At 66.4% G+C, this 16,489-nt stretch carries 16 protein-coding genes; 11 read left to right on the top strand and 5 right to left on the bottom strand.

Features of this window, described 5'->3' with window-relative positions; all coding sequences use genetic code 11:
* Positions 1 to 23: 23 nt before the first annotated feature.
* Positions 24 to 443, bottom strand: coding sequence for a universal stress protein (locus K6T36_RS11155; protein ID WP_222921349.1), 420 nt, complete (start codon positions 441 to 443; stop codon positions 24 to 26).
* Positions 444 to 1,324: 881 nt separating this feature from the next.
* On the opposite strand from K6T36_RS11155, the gene K6T36_RS11150 reads away from it, so the two are divergent.
* A complete protein-coding gene (locus tag K6T36_RS11150; protein WP_222921348.1) occupies positions 1,325 to 2,068 on the top strand; it encodes an Lrp/AsnC family transcriptional regulator in 744 nt (247 codons plus the stop codon).
* Positions 2,069 to 3,424: 1,356 nt separating this feature from the next.
* Here the strand turns inward: K6T36_RS11150 and K6T36_RS11145 are convergent.
* Positions 3,425 to 4,213, bottom strand: a complete 789-nt coding sequence (locus K6T36_RS11145; RefSeq protein WP_222921347.1) for a Sir2 family NAD-dependent protein deacetylase — start codon at positions 4,211 to 4,213, stop codon at positions 3,425 to 3,427.
* 167 nt (positions 4,214 to 4,380) lie between these two features.
* Between K6T36_RS11145 and K6T36_RS11140 the strand changes: the two genes are divergently transcribed.
* From K6T36_RS11140 to K6T36_RS11110, 7 genes are all read left to right on the top strand, one after another.
* The gene (locus K6T36_RS11140) at positions 4,381 to 4,698 is read left to right on the top strand and encodes a hypothetical protein (protein ID WP_222921346.1); all 318 of its coding nucleotides are present in this window, start codon (positions 4,381 to 4,383) and stop codon (positions 4,696 to 4,698) included.
* Positions 4,699 to 4,763: 65 nt separating this feature from the next.
* Positions 4,764 to 5,039: a DUF2249 domain-containing protein gene (locus tag K6T36_RS11135; protein WP_222921345.1), complete on the top strand. Its 276-nt coding sequence runs from the start codon at positions 4,764 to 4,766 to the stop codon at positions 5,037 to 5,039.
* A 70-nt stretch (positions 5,040 to 5,109) separates the two neighbouring features.
* A complete protein-coding gene (locus tag K6T36_RS11130) occupies positions 5,110 to 5,343 on the top strand; it encodes a DUF2249 domain-containing protein (protein WP_222921344.1) in 234 nt (77 codons plus the stop codon).
* Between the two features lie 131 nt (positions 5,344 to 5,474).
* Positions 5,475 to 6,761, top strand: a complete 1,287-nt coding sequence (locus K6T36_RS11125) for a DUF6498-containing protein (protein ID WP_222921343.1) — start codon at positions 5,475 to 5,477, stop codon at positions 6,759 to 6,761.
* Positions 6,762 to 6,883: 122 nt separating this feature from the next.
* Positions 6,884 to 8,140 carry a CaiB/BaiF CoA transferase family protein gene (locus K6T36_RS11120; protein ID WP_222921342.1) on the top strand — a complete coding sequence of 419 codons (1,257 nt, stop codon included), beginning with the start codon at positions 6,884 to 6,886 and terminating at the stop codon, positions 8,138 to 8,140.
* A complete protein-coding gene (locus K6T36_RS11115) occupies positions 8,140 to 9,318 on the top strand; it encodes a thiolase family protein (RefSeq protein ID WP_390182329.1) in 1,179 nt (392 codons plus the stop codon). Before K6T36_RS11120 ends, K6T36_RS11115 begins: the two co-directional genes overlap by 1 nt.
* Entirely contained in the window at positions 9,315 to 9,713 is a 399-nt protein-coding gene (locus tag K6T36_RS11110; protein ID WP_222921341.1) for a PhlB family protein, read from the top strand. Before K6T36_RS11115 ends, K6T36_RS11110 begins: the two co-directional genes overlap by 4 nt.
* A 29-nt stretch (positions 9,714 to 9,742) precedes the next feature.
* Here K6T36_RS11110 and K6T36_RS11105 read toward each other — a convergent pair whose 3' ends face one another.
* Positions 9,743 to 10,402 (bottom strand): TetR/AcrR family transcriptional regulator, encoded by a 660-nt coding sequence (locus K6T36_RS11105; protein ID WP_225935102.1) that lies wholly within the window; start codon positions 10,400 to 10,402, stop codon positions 9,743 to 9,745.
* Positions 10,403 to 10,513: 111 nt separating this feature from the next.
* Between K6T36_RS11105 and K6T36_RS11100 the strand changes: the two genes are divergently transcribed.
* The gene (locus tag K6T36_RS11100; RefSeq protein ID WP_222921340.1) at positions 10,514 to 11,869 is read left to right on the top strand and encodes an amidohydrolase family protein; all 1,356 of its coding nucleotides are present in this window, start codon (positions 10,514 to 10,516) and stop codon (positions 11,867 to 11,869) included.
* Positions 11,870 to 11,921: 52 nt separating this feature from the next.
* Complete coding sequence (locus K6T36_RS11095) at positions 11,922 to 12,809, top strand: fumarylacetoacetate hydrolase family protein (RefSeq protein WP_222921339.1); 888 nt, start codon at positions 11,922 to 11,924, stop codon at positions 12,807 to 12,809.
* A gap of 157 nt (positions 12,810 to 12,966) precedes the next feature.
* Here K6T36_RS11095 and K6T36_RS11090 read toward each other — a convergent pair whose 3' ends face one another.
* Entirely contained in the window at positions 12,967 to 14,031 is a 1,065-nt protein-coding gene (locus tag K6T36_RS11090) for a CNNM domain-containing protein (RefSeq protein WP_222921338.1), read from the bottom strand.
* Between the two features lie 239 nt (positions 14,032 to 14,270).
* Positions 14,271 to 15,272: a TatD family hydrolase gene (locus K6T36_RS11085; RefSeq protein ID WP_222921337.1), complete on the bottom strand. Its 1,002-nt coding sequence runs from the start codon at positions 15,270 to 15,272 to the stop codon at positions 14,271 to 14,273.
* Between the two features lie 169 nt (positions 15,273 to 15,441).
* Here K6T36_RS11085 and K6T36_RS11080 point away from each other — a divergent pair, with 169 nt between their 5' ends.
* Positions 15,442 to 16,488 (top strand): WD40/YVTN/BNR-like repeat-containing protein, encoded by a 1,047-nt coding sequence (locus K6T36_RS11080; protein ID WP_222921336.1) that lies wholly within the window; start codon positions 15,442 to 15,444, stop codon positions 16,486 to 16,488.
* The last annotated feature ends 1 nt before the right edge of the window (position 16,489 follow it).

The raw sequence follows: 16,489 nt of genomic DNA, 5'->3' as shown, positions 1-16,489 counted from the left end.
GAGAACACCAGTTGACTCAACCATTATTCGGTATTGTCCTCTTCTGGGAGTGCGATGACTGGCCGATCGGCGTCCGTGACCAGCTTCATCGCTTTGTCCCCGGACAGGAATCTGACGATCCGGCTCCCGCCACGGGGTCGAAAGGCGATAGCACTAGCGTCAACATCAGCTGCGACGTCGATGATGGCACCGACCACGTCCCGGCGATAGACGATTTCCGTTTCGATATCGGTGATGACCTCTCGAAACGCCTCAAACGCGTCTGCTGCCCGTTGCTCGGCCTGTTCGACGGGGATTTTGTCAGGGACTCCCTCCCCTTTCTCGATGACGTGAACGACAGTGACGCGGTCGTATTCGTACGCGTCGAGTGCTTGTGCCGTTTCTCGTGCATCCACTTCCTCCGCAACTGGGACGACGAGATGCGCTGTGAGTAACGCTGGCATCTCTTATTCCTCCGTGTCAGATCGGTCGACGTCGTCGCTGCCACAATGCGGGCAGCCATCGCCATCGTCGTCGAGCGTCCGTCCGCAGGTTTCACACCGGGTCTGCGCAGTGTTGTGAACGTCCCCAAGATACGCCCAGTGCAGTGAGTCCGTGCCGTCAGGCCGCTCCTCCCGACTCACATGATAGAGGGATGTAAATTCTGTATTCACACCGCCGCCATCCGGATCGGGTGGGTGCATTCGAACTACCGTGTAGGCACCGTGCCGTTCGACGTCAAGGACTTTCCCTGACGTATCCTCCTTGATCTCTTCCTCGGTCAGGGGCTGTAACTCGTCGATCCGCTGTTGGATGTACGAACAGAGCGATTTCAATTCGCGAAGCTCTAATTCGTCAATTCGCTGAAGTAGCGAATCGGAGAGATCCTCCGGGGGGGTCGGATCTGGATTTGAACTTCCCATCGTTTTACCCCCAACCCAATGAATCTGTGAGGTCTCCGAGTTCCCAGGCCCATCCAGTCGCGACCTGTAATGAATTCCGTTCGAACGAAGAGAGGAACGGACATGAAACCCGGTGAACCGTTCCACTACTCGATCGGGTCAGCGAATTCGAATCGATTGCTGACACAACACGGGGCAACTCTGCAGTCATGTACGAAGCCATATTGGGGAAAGATAAGTATGCACCGGTTCAGCAAACGATACAGTAATTGAATTGCGCTTCGCCTTCTGTTCGTTTGACTGCTAGAGTGTAGTCTATACTTCGAATTTATGGGGTTTCAGAGGAATATATGGGGAGTGGATGAAGTGACTTCACCGAAAAGCCAAACTAAAACCTAACAGAATTATATAAGTCACTGCGGATTCAATGATGTCGTATAAATATGGCCATTCAGATCGATTCGATCGACGAGCAGATTCTGTATTATCTGTCTCAGGAGGCTCGTCATACCTCCGCGCCTGATATCGCGGAGAAAGTCGATGTCTCGCCACCGACGGTGCGAAATCGGATCCGTCGTCTCGAAGAAGACGGTGTGATTCGAGGGTACCACGCCGATATTGATTATCAGAAAGTCAGTGGACGGTTGACTAATCACTACGTCTGTAGTACGGGAAATAGAGATCGGGAGGAGATGGCCCAGCGCGTACTCGACGTTCCGGGTGTGATCAACGTTCGAGAAATCATGTCCGGAAAAGGTGACCTCCGAATTACGGTCGTCGGAACCGACACTGATGACCTCACGCGAATTGCCCAGGGGATCACGTCACTCGGGATCGAGATCGACGACGAGGACCTGGTCCACAGGGAGTATTTCCATCCGTACGCCCCATTCGGACCCCGAGACGAAGAGGGAACCTCACCAGTGACGGGTGTCGCGGGGCTTGCGGGCGACGCCGACGTGATCGAAATCATCGTAAGAGAGCACGCCCCAATCGCCGGCAAAACGCTTCAAGAAGCGAACGAGGATGGGTTAATCCCCTCGGATGTGCTGGTCGTTCGAATCAACCGTGATCAAGGGACGATTACCCCAACGGGGCAAACACTGATCAAAGAGGACGACTTCGTCACGATCCATTCCCGGTCAGGGATCACCCAGGACACACTCGATGCCTTTACTGGAGCCTGATACACACCCAGAGATATCGAAACTGAACTCGATTGTCGGAACGCTGAGATGTAAGCGTCTCTGTCCACGTTAGATTTCGTAGCAAGCAACCTCATCGGACCCGCAAGTTGGACACTCGTCGGTGTTCTCAGAGAGGGTTTCTCCACAATGTCGGCACTCCCACACGAGCGTAGGCTTTTGTGCGACAGCGTGGCGGAGTGTACTCAAAATCCCCATCCAAGCCAACTGACGTTCGCTCGGCTCTTAACACTGACCTCTACCATCCGCCCCCACCTAAACGCCTTCTCCAGGACTTCGATCTTCGTATGGTCGGGAGAGATCGAATGTTCTCCATCATCGTGATCACTGTGAGACGGAGCCAGTGAATCCCTCTTCAGGATCGGACACTCACCCCCATGTATCCCGTGCCACAACGGGTCTCTCAAGGTGTGAACCTGGTTGCCGAGACGCGTCGGCTGTTCAGCACGGCCCCTGACATCTACCACCAGAGGGATAGTTCGGCAGCCCCGGTTGGTACACCCGACGGAGCGGACGGTTCGCTACCAAAATCGACGACCTCGACTGCTAGCGGACCCAGGTCACCCGGATACAGACGGCTCGTTCCCCGCTTTGAGGCGTGTGAGCGCGGATGTATCCGAGCGAGATGACTGACCGCCGTGGCGCCGAATAAGACCGAGAGAAATCGCCACACCGGCGGTCTCTTTATCATACACCTACCAACGAGAGTGACTCCGGCCTTCCTGTCGAATATCGTGAAATCCGGTGTGTATCGGGGTTGAGCGACTGGCTTTGTCGTCCTCGATCACGCTCGTGAAGGCTCCGATTTCGTTCGATCGTCAGGGTGAGCTTGCGACATCAGGCGGTAGACTGTCCAACGCCTGCGGATTCGCAGGATAGTCGTTCGCATTCTGGGGTCGTGTGCTATTGGATGAAATCGCTGTTGTACGGCTCGCTCGCTACGGTGTATCCAGATTCCGTGGGTATCTGGTACCGGTCGTCGTGGTCTGAGAGTCTACTGAACTGAGGAATCCCCTGGAGTGACAAGGTGTACCGCTGTTTTTTCGCACTCAGCTGGTCACGATGACGACGAGGGACTGGGTATCGGTGTGACCCTCAGAAGTCGTAAGGAGCGTACATGCGGTCACGCGGGGATACAAGCGGGTATTGGATGTTACGTACCGGTGTCGGGTCGAGATCCTTACAAACAGAAGTGGGAAATTCGACAGGGATAGCCGCTAATTCTCGGGTGTACGGATCACCAGCTGTGGATCCCAATTCGACCACGAACTATCCGCGAGGTCCGAACCTCACGATACCGTCCGTGTCGTTCCACACCCCACTCGATCCGCGCCCCGCTCAATCGGCGTCCAGCCGCGCCGCGAGCGCGGGCAACACGTCCGTCACGTCGGCACGCAAGCGGATGTCCGCCCGTCCGTCGGCCCGCGTCGACGCGAGGTTGACGATCGCCAGCGTCCCGCCCGCGGCAGCCTGCCTCGGGAGCGACGCCGCCGGCTCGACCTCCAGAGAGGACCCGATCGCGAGGAAGACGTCGCTGTCGGCCGCGAACGCCTGTGCCCGCTGAAACGTGCTGCGAGGGAGCGATTCGCCGAACAGCACCACGTCCGGCTTCACGAGGCCGCCGCAGTCGGGACACGTCGGCGGGAGGGCCTCCCCGTCCCCGGCCTCGATCGCCGTCCGGACCCGCTCGTGAACGGGCTCGGCGGGCCGCGTCGCCCCGCAGTCGACGCAGGCGACCCGCGCGGCGTTGCCGTGGAGTTCGAGGACCGTCTCCGACCCGGCGGCCGCGTGGAACCCGTCGGTGTTCTGCGTGACGACCGCTTCGAGCCTGCCGGCGGCCTCCAGCGACGCCAGCGCCTCGTGCGCCGAGTTGGGCTCGACACTGTCCGGGAACAGCCGGTCGTGGAGGTCGACGCGGTCCCGCCAGAACCCGGCGGGATCACGGCGGAGGCGACCGATACGGAAGTCTTCGGGGTCGAACTCGTTACCCCAGACACCGTCCTCGCCGCGGAAGGTGGGCACGCCCGAGGGCGCGGAGATCCCCGCGCCCGTCAGCGCGACCGCGGTCTCCGCGTCCGCCAGCGCCGACGCCAACTCCGCGAGCGTCGCCTCGTCCGCGTCGTCCATACGACGCCCTCGGGCCGCGAGGAGTAAATACGGCGTCCCCGGACCGCGGGAGGGAAAGCCGGACGGCGAACCGAGCGTCGCCCCGGGGCCGCCGAGGTCGACGTGCATGTCCATCGGAACCCGGCGGCAGGGATTTGTCCCCGTGGGGCGGATCGACAGGTCGTTCCATGGTCTCCGACGAGACGGTACGGGCGCTGTGGGGGTGGACCCTGGCGGAGCTGGCGGCCGTCGCGGCGCTGTTCGTGCTCGTGGCCGCCGGCCTGTTCGGCGACGGCTCGTTTCTCGCGTCGGCGTCGCGGCCGCTCAGGCTGGCGCTCCTTGCCTTCCTCGCGGTCGAGTTGGCGATCCCGCTCCTGATATATCTCGACATGCGCCGGCTCCCCGACCCGCCCGACGGGATCTGGGTCCACGCCGCGGCGATGCCGGTCGTGAACGTCCTCGGCGCCCTCGCGTATCTGGAGCGTCGCAAGCGGCGACGCGAGTGACCGGCCGACTCGGCGCGAACATCATCGGGCGAACGCCCACCGTTCTCCCGACCGAAGTCGGGGGTATGACACGCACGCGAGACGCCTCCGATCCGACCGAGGAGGACGCACACGGGGCGTCCGACGATGACACCCACGTCCTCGACGTCCGTGAGATCGACGAGCCGCCGTTCGACCCGATCGTGGACGCGCTGGCGGACCTGGGACGGGAGGAGACGCTGGTGATCGTCAACAGCTTCGAGCCCGAGCCGCTGTATGCGGAACTCGACCGTCGCGGGTTCACCCACCGGACCACGCACGCGAGCGAGGACGAGTGGCGCGTCGCCGTCGAGCACGCGTGACCGACCGCGGGGCGGGTTCGAAGACGTTCGGGGCGAAGGCTACCCCGATGGCGACCCGACGGTCGAACGCATGCCAGCCGAAACGATCGACGTCCGAGACATCCCGCCGGCGAAGCGCCATCCGACCATCCACGACGCGTTCGCGGACCTCGATGCCGGCGAGTCGCTGGAGCTGATCAACGACCACGACCCGCAGCCGTTGTTCTACGAGTTCGACGCCGAGGTCGACGACTTCGACGCCGACGGCTACGAGGTCGAACAGCGCGGCCCCGGCGAGTTCGTCGCGCGACTTCCGAAGGAATAGCGTCCTCGGTCGGCTCCTCTCATCCGTCCCGCTCGTTCGCTCCTTCCACCCGTCTCTCCCGCTCGTTCAGCGCTTCTCCCGGCGTCGAGGCGAACCACAGCACGTTTCCCGATCCGCGGTGACGGGCGTGTGTGCGATCGGCCCTCCCCGCCCCGCCCGCGCTTCGGTCCGGTCCCCTCGCGGTGCTCGCGTCGAACCTCGTCGCCCCGGTCGGCGTCCTCGCGCTCGGGTGGTCGACGACGGTCCTGCTGGGGGTGTTCGTCGTCGACGTGATCGCCGGCGTCTGGTGGGCGGTTCCGAAGGTCCCCTTCGCCGCGAAGCGCCCGAACAACGCGATCGACGACGACTCGCGGCTGTTCGGGCCGTTCCAGACGAAGCGCGGGGAGATCACCCTCCCCGGCCCGATCCCGCCGGTCTACCTCCGGAACCTCCCGACGCTGCTCGTGGTCGCGTGTTTCCTCGCTCCCCTGGAGACGGTGGTCGCGTTCACGGTGTTCGCGCTGCCGGACCCGACGGTCACCGACGCCGTGGCCGAGCAACTGCTGCTCGGCGGGCTGGCCGTGGTCGCCGGCCGCGGATACGAGACGTGGGCGGACTACTTCCGCGGCGGCGGCTACCGCGATCACTCCCCGCGTTCGGTGCTGTTGGTCCCGTTCATGCACCTGTTCGCCGTCGGGGGGCTCGTGTTCGTCGCCGGGGGACTGGCGGGGTCGGGCGTCGCCGGCGACGCCGTGCTCGGGCTCGTCGTCGCCGGAAAGCTCGCGTTCGATCTCCGGACGCTGCAGATCGAGCGCGACCCCGACCGGCGCGGGTGGTTCTATCGGTTCTACGGGAGCGCCGAGACCGAGATCGATCCGGAGCCGGTCGCGGTGCCCGACGGCGACCCGGTCGTCACGGTCCGGCCGCCCCGCCGCGTCGCCGTCGCCGACGCCGCGGTCCGGGGGCTGACGTACTCGCTGTCGAGCGCCGTGCTCGTGGTGTGGGGGATCGTGATCCTCTTCGCGGGTCTCGGGGCGTGGTCGCTGGCGGTCTGGCCCGCGCTCGCGCTGGTCGCGTTCGTGGGATTCCGAGCGGCCGGACGCTATCTCGCCTACGGGAGCGTCGAGTACCGCGCCTACGACGGCGTGCTCGTGGTGTACGACCGCCTGCTCGACGAGCCGCAGGCGCGCATCGAGGGGACCGCCGTGACCGACGCGAGCGTCGCCCGCGACGCGGTCGACCGCGTGTTCGACACCCGGACGCTCGATATCGGCGGCGCCGACGACGACGCCGGCCCCGACGTCGGGCTCACGGTGCCCGACCCCGAGGAAGTGAACGACGACGACGCGAACGCGAACCGGTCGCTGTCGGTCGCCCACGTGTCCGACCCCGCTCCGATCGTCGAGGCGCTCGGGGCCGCGTGGCACTTGGACCGGTGAACATGGACCGGTGAACGTGAGCGAGGGATCCCGCCGCCGTCGCCGAAACCTTTACCGAGCGGTAAGCAAAACGGGAGGCGACGAAGACGCGGCGGGATACCCCGCGGCACGGAACACCACAAATGTCCGACACCGACACCGATCCACCATCGACGCAGGGGAAGATGCTCGAGGGCGTGAAGGTCCTCGATCTCTCGACGTTCGTGACCGGCGGGTTCAGTTCGGCGATGCTGGCCAACCTCGGGGCGGAGGTGATCAAAGTCGAGCAGCCGGGGTACGGCGACGCGATCCGCCACTCGGGGCCGCCGTTCATCCAGGGGGAGTCGCCGTACTACTGGACCGTCAACTACGGCAAGCAGAGCCTCGAACTCGACCTGAAGAACGACCGCGCGAAGGAGGCGTTCTACGAGCTGGTCGAGCACGCGGACGTCGTCGTCCAGAACTACCGCCCGGGAACCGCCGAGCGTCTCGACATCGACTACGACACCCTCTCCGAGTACAACGACCAGCTCATCTACCTCGCGATCTCCGCGTTCGGGCAGACCGGGCCGTGGGCGAAGCGCTCGGGGTACGACCTGCTCATCCAGGGCATGAGCGGCCTGATGAGCGTCACCGGCGAGGAGGGTCGCCAGCCGGTGAAGGTCGGCGTCCCGATGACCGACCTCATCACGGGGATGTGGGCCGGCTTCGGCGCGATGGCGTCGCTGTACCGCCGCGAGCAGACCGGCGAGGGCGAGTACATCGATCTGGGAATGCTGGAGGCGACGCTGCCGTGGCTCACGAAGCAGGCCGGCATGGTCTTCGCCGACGAGGAGCCCAAGCGTATGGGGACGAAGGACCCCGTCCTCGCCCCGTACCAGACGTTCGAGACGAAGGACGGGTACATCAACGTCTGCATCCTCAACGAGAAGCTGTGGCACGAGCTATGCGAGGTGATCGACCGCCCCGACCTCCCGGCGGACGACCGGTTCGCGCAGAACGCCGACCGCGTCGAGCATCAGGACGCCCTCGAAGCCGAGATCGAGGCGACGCTCACGGAGCGGACGACCGACGAGTGGATCGAGATCATCGCCGAGGAGGGCGGCGTCCCCGCAGGTCCGGTGTACGAGGTAGAGGAGGCGCTGAACAACCCGCAGGTCGACGCCCGCGGCGCCGTCTCCGAGATCGAACACCCCGAGCTGGGCGAGATCCCGGTGATCGAGCACCCGCTGAAGTTCGCGAACGGCGAGAGCGGCTTCGACCGGGCGCCGCCGCTGTTGGGCGAGCACAACCGCGAGGTGTTCGCGGAGTTGGGCTACTCCGAGGCCGAACTCGACGAGTTGGCGGCCGCGGGGATCTTCGGCGACGCGGACGGCGACGACGGCAGCGACGACGACTGATGAGTCGGATCGCGTTGCCCGGCGTCGGCACGACCCGGTTCACGTCCGCCGACGACCGCCCGCTCGTCGATCTGGCGGCGACGGCGTGCCGGCGGGCCGTCGCCGACGCCGGGATCGAGTGGGGAGACGTGACCTCCCTGCACGCGGGGACGGCGCTGGCGGAGGCGCTCGGCCAGCAGTCGGGGCTCGCGAACGCCCTCGCGGGCGCGCTCGGGCTCGAGGGCGTCAGCGCCGACCGCGTCGAGAACACGAGCGCGACGGGGGCGACGGCGGTCCACCGCGGGATCGAGGCGGTCGCGAGCGGCGCCTCCGAGGTCGCGCTCGTCGTCGGCGCCGAACGGATGTCCGCGGCCGACACCTCGGCCGTGACCGACGCCATCAGCAGGCTCACGCACTCCCGGGAGTACGCGCAGGGGCTCACGCTCCCGTCGTTCGGCGGGCTCGCGGCCGGCGCGTACCTCGACCGGCACGACGCCCCCCGGGAGGCGCTGGCGGCCGTCGCCGCGAAGAACCACCGCAACGCCGTCGCCAACGAGGTCGCGCAGTTCCGCCGCGAGGTCACCGTCGACGACGCGCTCGACTCGCCGGTCGTCGCCGAGCCGCTCAGGCTGTACGACTGCTGCCCGATGACCGACGGCGCGGCGGCGGTCGTCGTGACCCGCGGCGACCGCGACGGCGCCGGCGGCACGGACGAGGGACGCGGTGGCGACCGCCCCGTCCGAGTGACGGCCCACGCGAGCGCGACCGGCACCCACCCGGTCGCCGAGCGACCGGACCCGCTGGCCATCGAGAGCGTCCGCGTCGCCGGCGAGCGCCTGTTCGACGCCGCGGGCGTCGCCCCCGACGACGTGGACGTGGCGTGCATCCACGACGCGTTCACCGTGCTGGAGCTGATCGAGCTGGAGGAACTGGGCTTCTACGACCCCGGAACCGCGTGGGAGGCGACGATGGACGGGGAGACGGCCCTGGACGGCGCGCTTCCGGTGAACCCCGGTGGCGGGTTGAAGGCCCGCGGCCACCCGCTGGGGGCGACCGGGATCTCACAGATCGTCGAACTCGTGTGGCAACTCCGGGGCGATCTCCCCGACGAACGGCGCGTCGACGGGGCCGCGCGGGGGCTCGCGATCAACGTCGCCGGGTTCGGGAACAACAGCGTCTGCACGATGCTCGAAGCATGAGCGGGGGCGACGGCGGATCGGAGACGGGAGCCGACGACCGCGGCCGCGACGGCGACCCGCCGGCCGACCGCGCGTTCGTCTGTCGCGAGTGCGGGCGCCGCTGGTACTACACCAAGCCACGGTGTCCCGACTGCGGCGGCGACCCGTCGGTCCACGGGACCGAGGAACTCGGCGCGGGGGAGGTGCGGGCCGTGACCCGCGTCGAGGTGACGCCCGGCGACGTTCGCTCGCCGAACCGGCTCGCGCTGGCCGACTTCGACGACGTCGGCCTGATCGCGCAGGTCGACGGCGACGCGGCCGTCGGCGACCGCGTCGCGTTCGCGGGGTCGTTCACCCTCCGGGAGGGCGACGGCGAGCGCCAGCCGCGACTCCGCGTGATCGAGGACGGGAAATGAGTGCGGGCGCGAGCGAGCCGCGGGGCCAGTCAGGCGTCGGAGCCGTCGAGGTCGGACCGCTCGGCGTCCGACCGCTCGGCGTCGGCGAGCAACGAGTCGACGACGAACTCGTCGATGGAGCGCCACGCCTGTTCGGGGGCGTCGTCGTGTCCCAGCGAGAGCTTGCGGCCGCGGGCGGCGTGGATGATGTCGGTGATGAGTTGCCCGGCCCGCTCGGGGTCGGTGTCGCGGAAGACGCCCCGCTCGATGCCGTCCTCGACGACCTCGGTGATGCTGCCGCGGATCCGGCCGTAGTGCTCGTTGAAGATGGCGCGGTGCTCCTCGTCGTTCTGGGCGTGGGTGAACAGTTCGTGGTACACCTTCATCCGGTCCCAGTGGGAGAACTCCTCGAACCCGGGGCCGAACAGGCACTGGTGCACGCGCGCCTCCAGTTCCTCCCGGGGCGGGGCGTCGCCGTCGACCTCGACGCTGCCCTCGTACTGGTCGATGATGTACTCGAGGAAGCTCGACATGAGGTCCTGCTTCCCGTCGTAGTGGTAGTGGATCACCTGCCGCGTCATCTCCATCTCCTCGCCGATGTCGCGCATGCGGAGGGCGGAGTAGCCGTGCTCGCTGAGGGCGCGGAACGTCGCCTCCATGATGTCCTCGCGGGTGTCCGGGGGAACGGACCCCTCGTCCGACTTGCTCATTGCCGGGAGATTGCGCCGAACCACATATAGCACTTTGTCTCGACCCGGCCGGATCCGCCGTTTACCAGATGGTAATACTTTCATACCCCCACACCCATGTTGCCGATGGACATGGGACAAACGATCATCAAGGATGGCACGATCGTCACGCTCGACCCGGACATCGGCGAGGTCGACGGCGGCGACGTGCTGATCGAGGACGGCGAGATCGTCGAGGTCGGCGAGGACCTCTCGGACGCGAACGCGGAGGTGATCGACGCGTCGGGGAAGATCGTCTTCCCGGGGCTCGTCGACTCGCACATTCACCTCGCACAGACGCAGGTCAGGGGTATCGCCGGCGACTGGTCGCTCATGGGCGAGTACTTCGAGCACATGCTCGGCAACATCACCGGGCTCTACGAGCCCGAGGACATGTACCTCGGCGGGCTCTTCGGGGCCTTCGAGAAGCTCTACACGGGGACGACCACGGCCTTGGACTGGTCGTACCCCAACACGCTCGAACACGGCGAGCGCGCCGTCGACGCGCTGCAGGACGCCGGACTGCGCGCGGTGTACACCTACGGCCCGCCGGGTGACGACGCGGCGAAGTGGTGGTACGACAGCGACGTCGGCCTCCCCGAGGACAACATCCGCGAGCTTCACGACGAGAAGATCGCCGACGACGACCTGCTCAGCCTGGCGCTCGGCCTCCGCGGGCCGGACTTCTGTACCGACGAGACCGCCGTCGCCGATCTGGAGCTGGCGCGGGAGTTGGACGCGCTCTCGACCATCCACATGGGCGCCGCACAGTGGACCTCCTCGGAGTACAACCCCGAGTACCAGGGCTTCGGCGCCTACGAGGACATGCTCGGCCCCGACGTGAACGTCGCCCACGGGAACCACTTCACCCAGGAGGACGTGACCCACGCCGTCGAGCAGGGCGTCTCCTTCTCGTCGACGCCGGAGGTGGAGATGCAGATGGGCCACGGCATCCCCGTCACCGGGAAGGTGCTCGAGGCGGGCGGTCGCCCGACGTGGGGCGTCGACGTCTCCTCGAACATCAGCGGCGACATGGGCAGCCAGATGCGGGTCGGGATGCAGGTCCAGCGGATGTTCCGCAACCAGGAGATCCTCGAGACCGGCGAGGAGGTCACCGAGCTCGGGCTCACCGCCCGCGACACCCTGGAGATGGCGACCATCGAGGGCGCCCGCGCGCTCGGGCTCGACGACGAGATCGGGACGCTCACGCCCGGCAAGCGCGCGGACGTCGTGGTTCTCGACGCGAGCGACTTCATGACCGCGCCGTCGCACTCGGCGGTGCAGACGATCGTCTTCCAGTCGGACGCCTCGCACATCGACACCGTGCTCGTCGACGGTGAGCCCGTCAAGCGGGACGGCGAGTTGACCAACGACCTCGTCGACGAGGAGTTCGACCGGTTCGTCGAGTCGGGCCACCGGCTCGTCGACGAGGCCGGGATCGACCTCTGAACGGCGACGACGACAGCACCCGCCCCGACGACCGCGTTCACGACACACACAGATGCGATTTGGACAATACAGCACACCCGAGGACGACGCCGCGTGGACCGGCGCCGTCCGCGACGACGACACGATCGTACGACTTCCCGAGGCCGGCGCGGCCGCGGGGGTAGCCATCCCCGAGGCGACCGTCGACCTGCTCGCGAACTGGCAGTGGCGACGGAAGGCCGAGCTGGCCGTCGAGTACGCCGAGGAGACCGGAACCGGCGTGTACGACGCCGCCGAGGTGGACAGACACGCGCCCGTGAGCGACCCCGAGAAGGTGGTCTGCGTCGGGCTGAACTACCGCGACCACGCCGAGGAGGGCGGCAACGAGATCCCCGAGACGCCGGTGCTGTTCTCGAAGTTCCCGACGACCGTCGCCGGGCCCGACGACACGATCGGCTGGGACCCCGAGTACACGGAGAAGGTCGACTACGAGGCGGAACTCGTCGTCGTGATCGGCGAGGAGGCCCGCCGCGTTGACGAGGACGACGCGATGGATCACGTCGCCGGCTACCTCGTCGGCAACGACGTGTCCGCCCGCGACCTCCAGCACGGCGACGGCCAGTGGGTCCGCGGGAAGAGCCTCGACGGGTTCGCGCCGGTCGGCCCGGAACTCGTGACGGCCGACGAGGTCGACGACCCGCACGACTTGGACATCTACGCCGAGGTCAACGGCGAGCGCCTGCAGGACTCCTCGACCGACCAGCTCATCTTCGGGATCGACGAGCTGGTGTCCTTCTGCAGTCGGGCGTTCACGCTGAAGCCGGGCGACCTGATATTCACCGGAACGCCACCGGGCGTCGGCGTCTACCGCGAGCCGCCGGTGTTGCTGGCGGAGGGCGACACCGTAACCGTCGGCGTCGAGGGGCTGGGCGAGCTGACCAACGACTGCGAGTATCGGTAGGCGCGAGCGGGAGCCCGGTCCCGCGGGGCTGTCGAACCCCAGTAGGTCGATATTCTTGTCGCTGCACCACCCGGTGGGTGTGTCCGTGAACCTCGCAACTCACACAGTGTACGAGGACCGACTCACGCAGTCCGTTCGGTTCACCGTGACTCCTCGTTCAGTTCTGGAGTTCGATATCGAGTGGGTCCTTGATCTCGCCCATCACCGCCTCCAGGGCGTCCGTCGCAGTGATCAGTCCCACGACGGTCCCTTCGGCTTCGGAATACACGAGTGCGAGTTCCTGGTGTTCCTCCTGAAACCGGTCGACGGCATCGCTGATGAGGGTATCCGCTTGTAGCGTCATCGCCGATGCAGCGATGTCCTCTAACGTGACCTCGACGCGTTGAAGCTCGTCGATCCGGTCGATAACCGCAGGGATATAAACGATGCCCCTGAAATCGGAGATATCATCCCCGATCAGGGGAAACCGAGTGTGAGGGCTCGTTCCGATCCGATCGAGGTTCTCTTGCACGGGGGCGTCTTTCGAGAGGAACACGATGTCTTCACGGTCGGTCATGATTTCGCTGACGGGCTCTTCGCCGACGGTGAAGGCGTTGATGACCTCCTCTTTGCGCTCCTCGGAGAGGTTCCCTCGGTCGAGCAAGGACCCGAGTCGGTGGCGGAGGTCCGCCCGCGATTGGACACGGTCGGCTTCGGTTTCGAGCCAGGCGCCGGTCATCTCGACGCCGAACAGTCCGAGCGTCCACTTGGCGACGACGTCGCCGATCACGATAACGGGATAGAGTACCTTGGCAAACCAGTAGAGCGGGGTCGCACCGTACCGAGCGACGAATTTCGTCCGTTCGACCCCGAGATACGTGGGCGTCTGTTCCCCGTGAGTCAGGTGGAGTAGGTTGATGATGACGAACGCGACGATGCCGCCCGCCCCGATCGACGCGAGCAGCGTGTTCTCGAAGACGGGTTCGATCAACGCGGCCAACGCCGGTTCCGCGACGATGCCGACGGCGATACTGGTCGCGGAGATGCCGACCTGACAGCTCGTGAGATAGATCTCGAGGTCCTGTGTCATCTCCCAGGCCCGTCGGAGGCCCGGAACGTCGAACTCGGATCGTGGGTACTGTCGAACGCGGGTCAGTGCGAACTCGATGGCGACGAAGAACCCGTTCGCGAGAATGAGAAGGAGACCGGCGATCAGGCGAAACGTGAGTTCCAAACCGTTCATACGGCGGTGTTTTCGGCCAGCATATCAAGAATGGGGTACTTCCTGCTCCGGCCTCAGCGGTCGTTCTCGACCCCGGTTGTCGGCGTGAGCCGACCGCTCGGGGATACGATCGCTCCCGAACTCGTCGGGTACCTCGATCGCGGCCGTGAACAGGACCCTGATCGAGCCGGCACAGAGAACCGGATCGCGGTCCGACCGCGACGGTGCGAACCGAGCCGAACTGGCGGCCGATGCGTCGACTACCCGTCGAACCCGAGCACGCGCTTCGGGTTCTCCCACACGACCGTGCGGATGTCGTCGGCGTCGATGCCGTAGCGGTACAGCTCGAACATCGCCCGCTTGATCGCGTACGGGTCCGTTCGAAGGACGTTCGCGCAGTCGGTGTCGATCATGATCCGCTCGGGGCCGTACTCGTCGATGGCGTCGGCGACGGTCGCGGCGTCGACGCCGACGAGCCACGAGTGGCCGATGGTGTAGCTGAGGTAGCAGTCGGTCTCCTCCATCAGGTACGCCGTGTTGTTCTCGTCGACGTGGGAGGCGATCACCCGCTCCTCGGGGAGCCCGGCGTCGCGGGCCGCCGCCACGTCGATCTTCACCGCCTCCAGCGCCGGGTTGTCGCCGTCGATCACCGGCTCGGTGCCGAGCCCGGGGTTCTTCTCGTAGCCCGGGGTGGCGAGTTCGGGGCGGTAGGAGCGCTTCGCCGGCGGCGACGTGTTCGGCGTGTGGAGGATCACGGGGAGGTCGTGGTCGGCGGCGATCCCCATCTGGGCCTCGACGACGGCGCGCTGTTCGTCGAGATCCCACGCCTCGATGTGCTGGCTCGGGGTGACGCCCGTCTCGCCGACGACCGCGATCTCCTCCAGCTCGCAGTACTCGTCCATCGCCTCCAGCACCGCGTCGGGGTCCTCGATCCGGACGCCGGTGTGGATACCGAGCCCGAGCTTCGCCTCGAAGAAGTGGTTGCGCTCGATGGCCGCGCGGCGGTTGATCGCGTCGTCCCAGAGGTAGCGGATATCGGACGCGCGGACGGGCTTGTACGGGGTCCAGTGGTAGCCCGACGAGACCATCACCATCCCCGCACACCCCGAGAGGGCGTACCGCTCGCGGTCCTCGTACGACAGCGTGTGGGCGTGGTTGTGGCCGTCGATCCACGGCGTGTTCAGCAGCTCCGTCGGAAGGTCGAGGTCCTCGTCCAGGTACGTCGCGTCCGTCGGGCGGGCGGTGGGGTAGTGGTCGGTCATGGGTGGGTCGTGTGTGTGGGCGGTCGTGGGCGGTCGTCCGCCGTCGGGTCGGCGGGATGTCGGTCCAGCGTGCGGCCGCCACCGTCGTTACAATGACCGTGATCGCGGCGGCACTTAGCGGTTTACAGTTTGGTAAATATTTATTATCTGGGATGCGTTGACACACGATATGTCACTGTTGATCGGGACCGACGAGGGGCTGTACCGCGTCGACGCCGTCCCGTTCGATCGAGGCGATCCGGAGCGAGTGCTGGAGTGTGGCGTCGTCACCGCGGTCCGCACGTTCGACCACACGGAGGGCGTGTTCGTCGCCTCCTCGGAGGGCGCGTTCCGCTCGACCGACGGCGGCGACACCTGGACCGATCTGGGCGTCCCGCTGGGCGACCGATTCTGGCACGCCGGGCAAAGCGAGGTGTGGTCGATCCTCGCGACCCGCGACGGCGCGTGGTACGCGGGCACCAACGACCCGTACGTGTTCCGCTCGGTCGACGAGGGCGAGACGTGGGCGGAGCTGAAGGGCTTTCGCGACCTGCCCTCCCGCGGTCACTGGGAGTCGCCGATCGACCCTCACTACGCCCGCCTACGGGCCCTCGAAGTCGTGCCGGGTCGTCCCGATCACCTCATCGCGGGCGTCGAGGCCGGCGGGATCCACCTGAGCGACGACGGCGGGCGGACGTGGCGCGACCGCCGCGACACCATCGTCGACGACATCCACCAGATCCTCCCCGTCTCCGAGGACGTGTGGCTCGCGACGACGGGATACCTCGACCACGACCTGGAGAACCTCGGCCTCGGTCACGCGGTCGGCGAGGGCGGGCTGTGGCGGACGACCGACGCCGGCGACTCGTGGAACCGGGTCGACCGCGGCAACGACTTCTCGTACATCCGCCGCGTGTTCGTCCACGACGGGACGGTGTTCTTCTGCGGCGGCGAGGAGGCGCCGCCGGCGTGGGTGAACGACGAGCACGAGACGGCGCTGTTCGAGTCGACCAACTTCGGGCGCGACTTCGAGCGCGTGCCGTACCCCGGCGAACCCCACGAGGTGATCGAGACGTGGACCGTCCACGACGGCGACGTGCTCTGTGGCTCCGGGCTGTTCGACGTGCCCGACGTCCGCGACGACGTGGAGGGACGGATCATCCGCCGCGGCGACGACGGGGAGTACCACACCGTCGGGCGCGTGGGGACGAACGTGAGCCGGATCGAGGCGATCTGAC

It is taken from the genome of Halobaculum roseum, from assembly GCF_019880245.1.
Classification (GTDB): domain Archaea; phylum Halobacteriota; class Halobacteria; order Halobacteriales; family Haloferacaceae; genus Halobaculum; species Halobaculum roseum.
The sequence above is the reverse complement of the archived record's forward strand: the minus strand, read 5'-3'. Positions and strand labels throughout refer to the sequence as shown.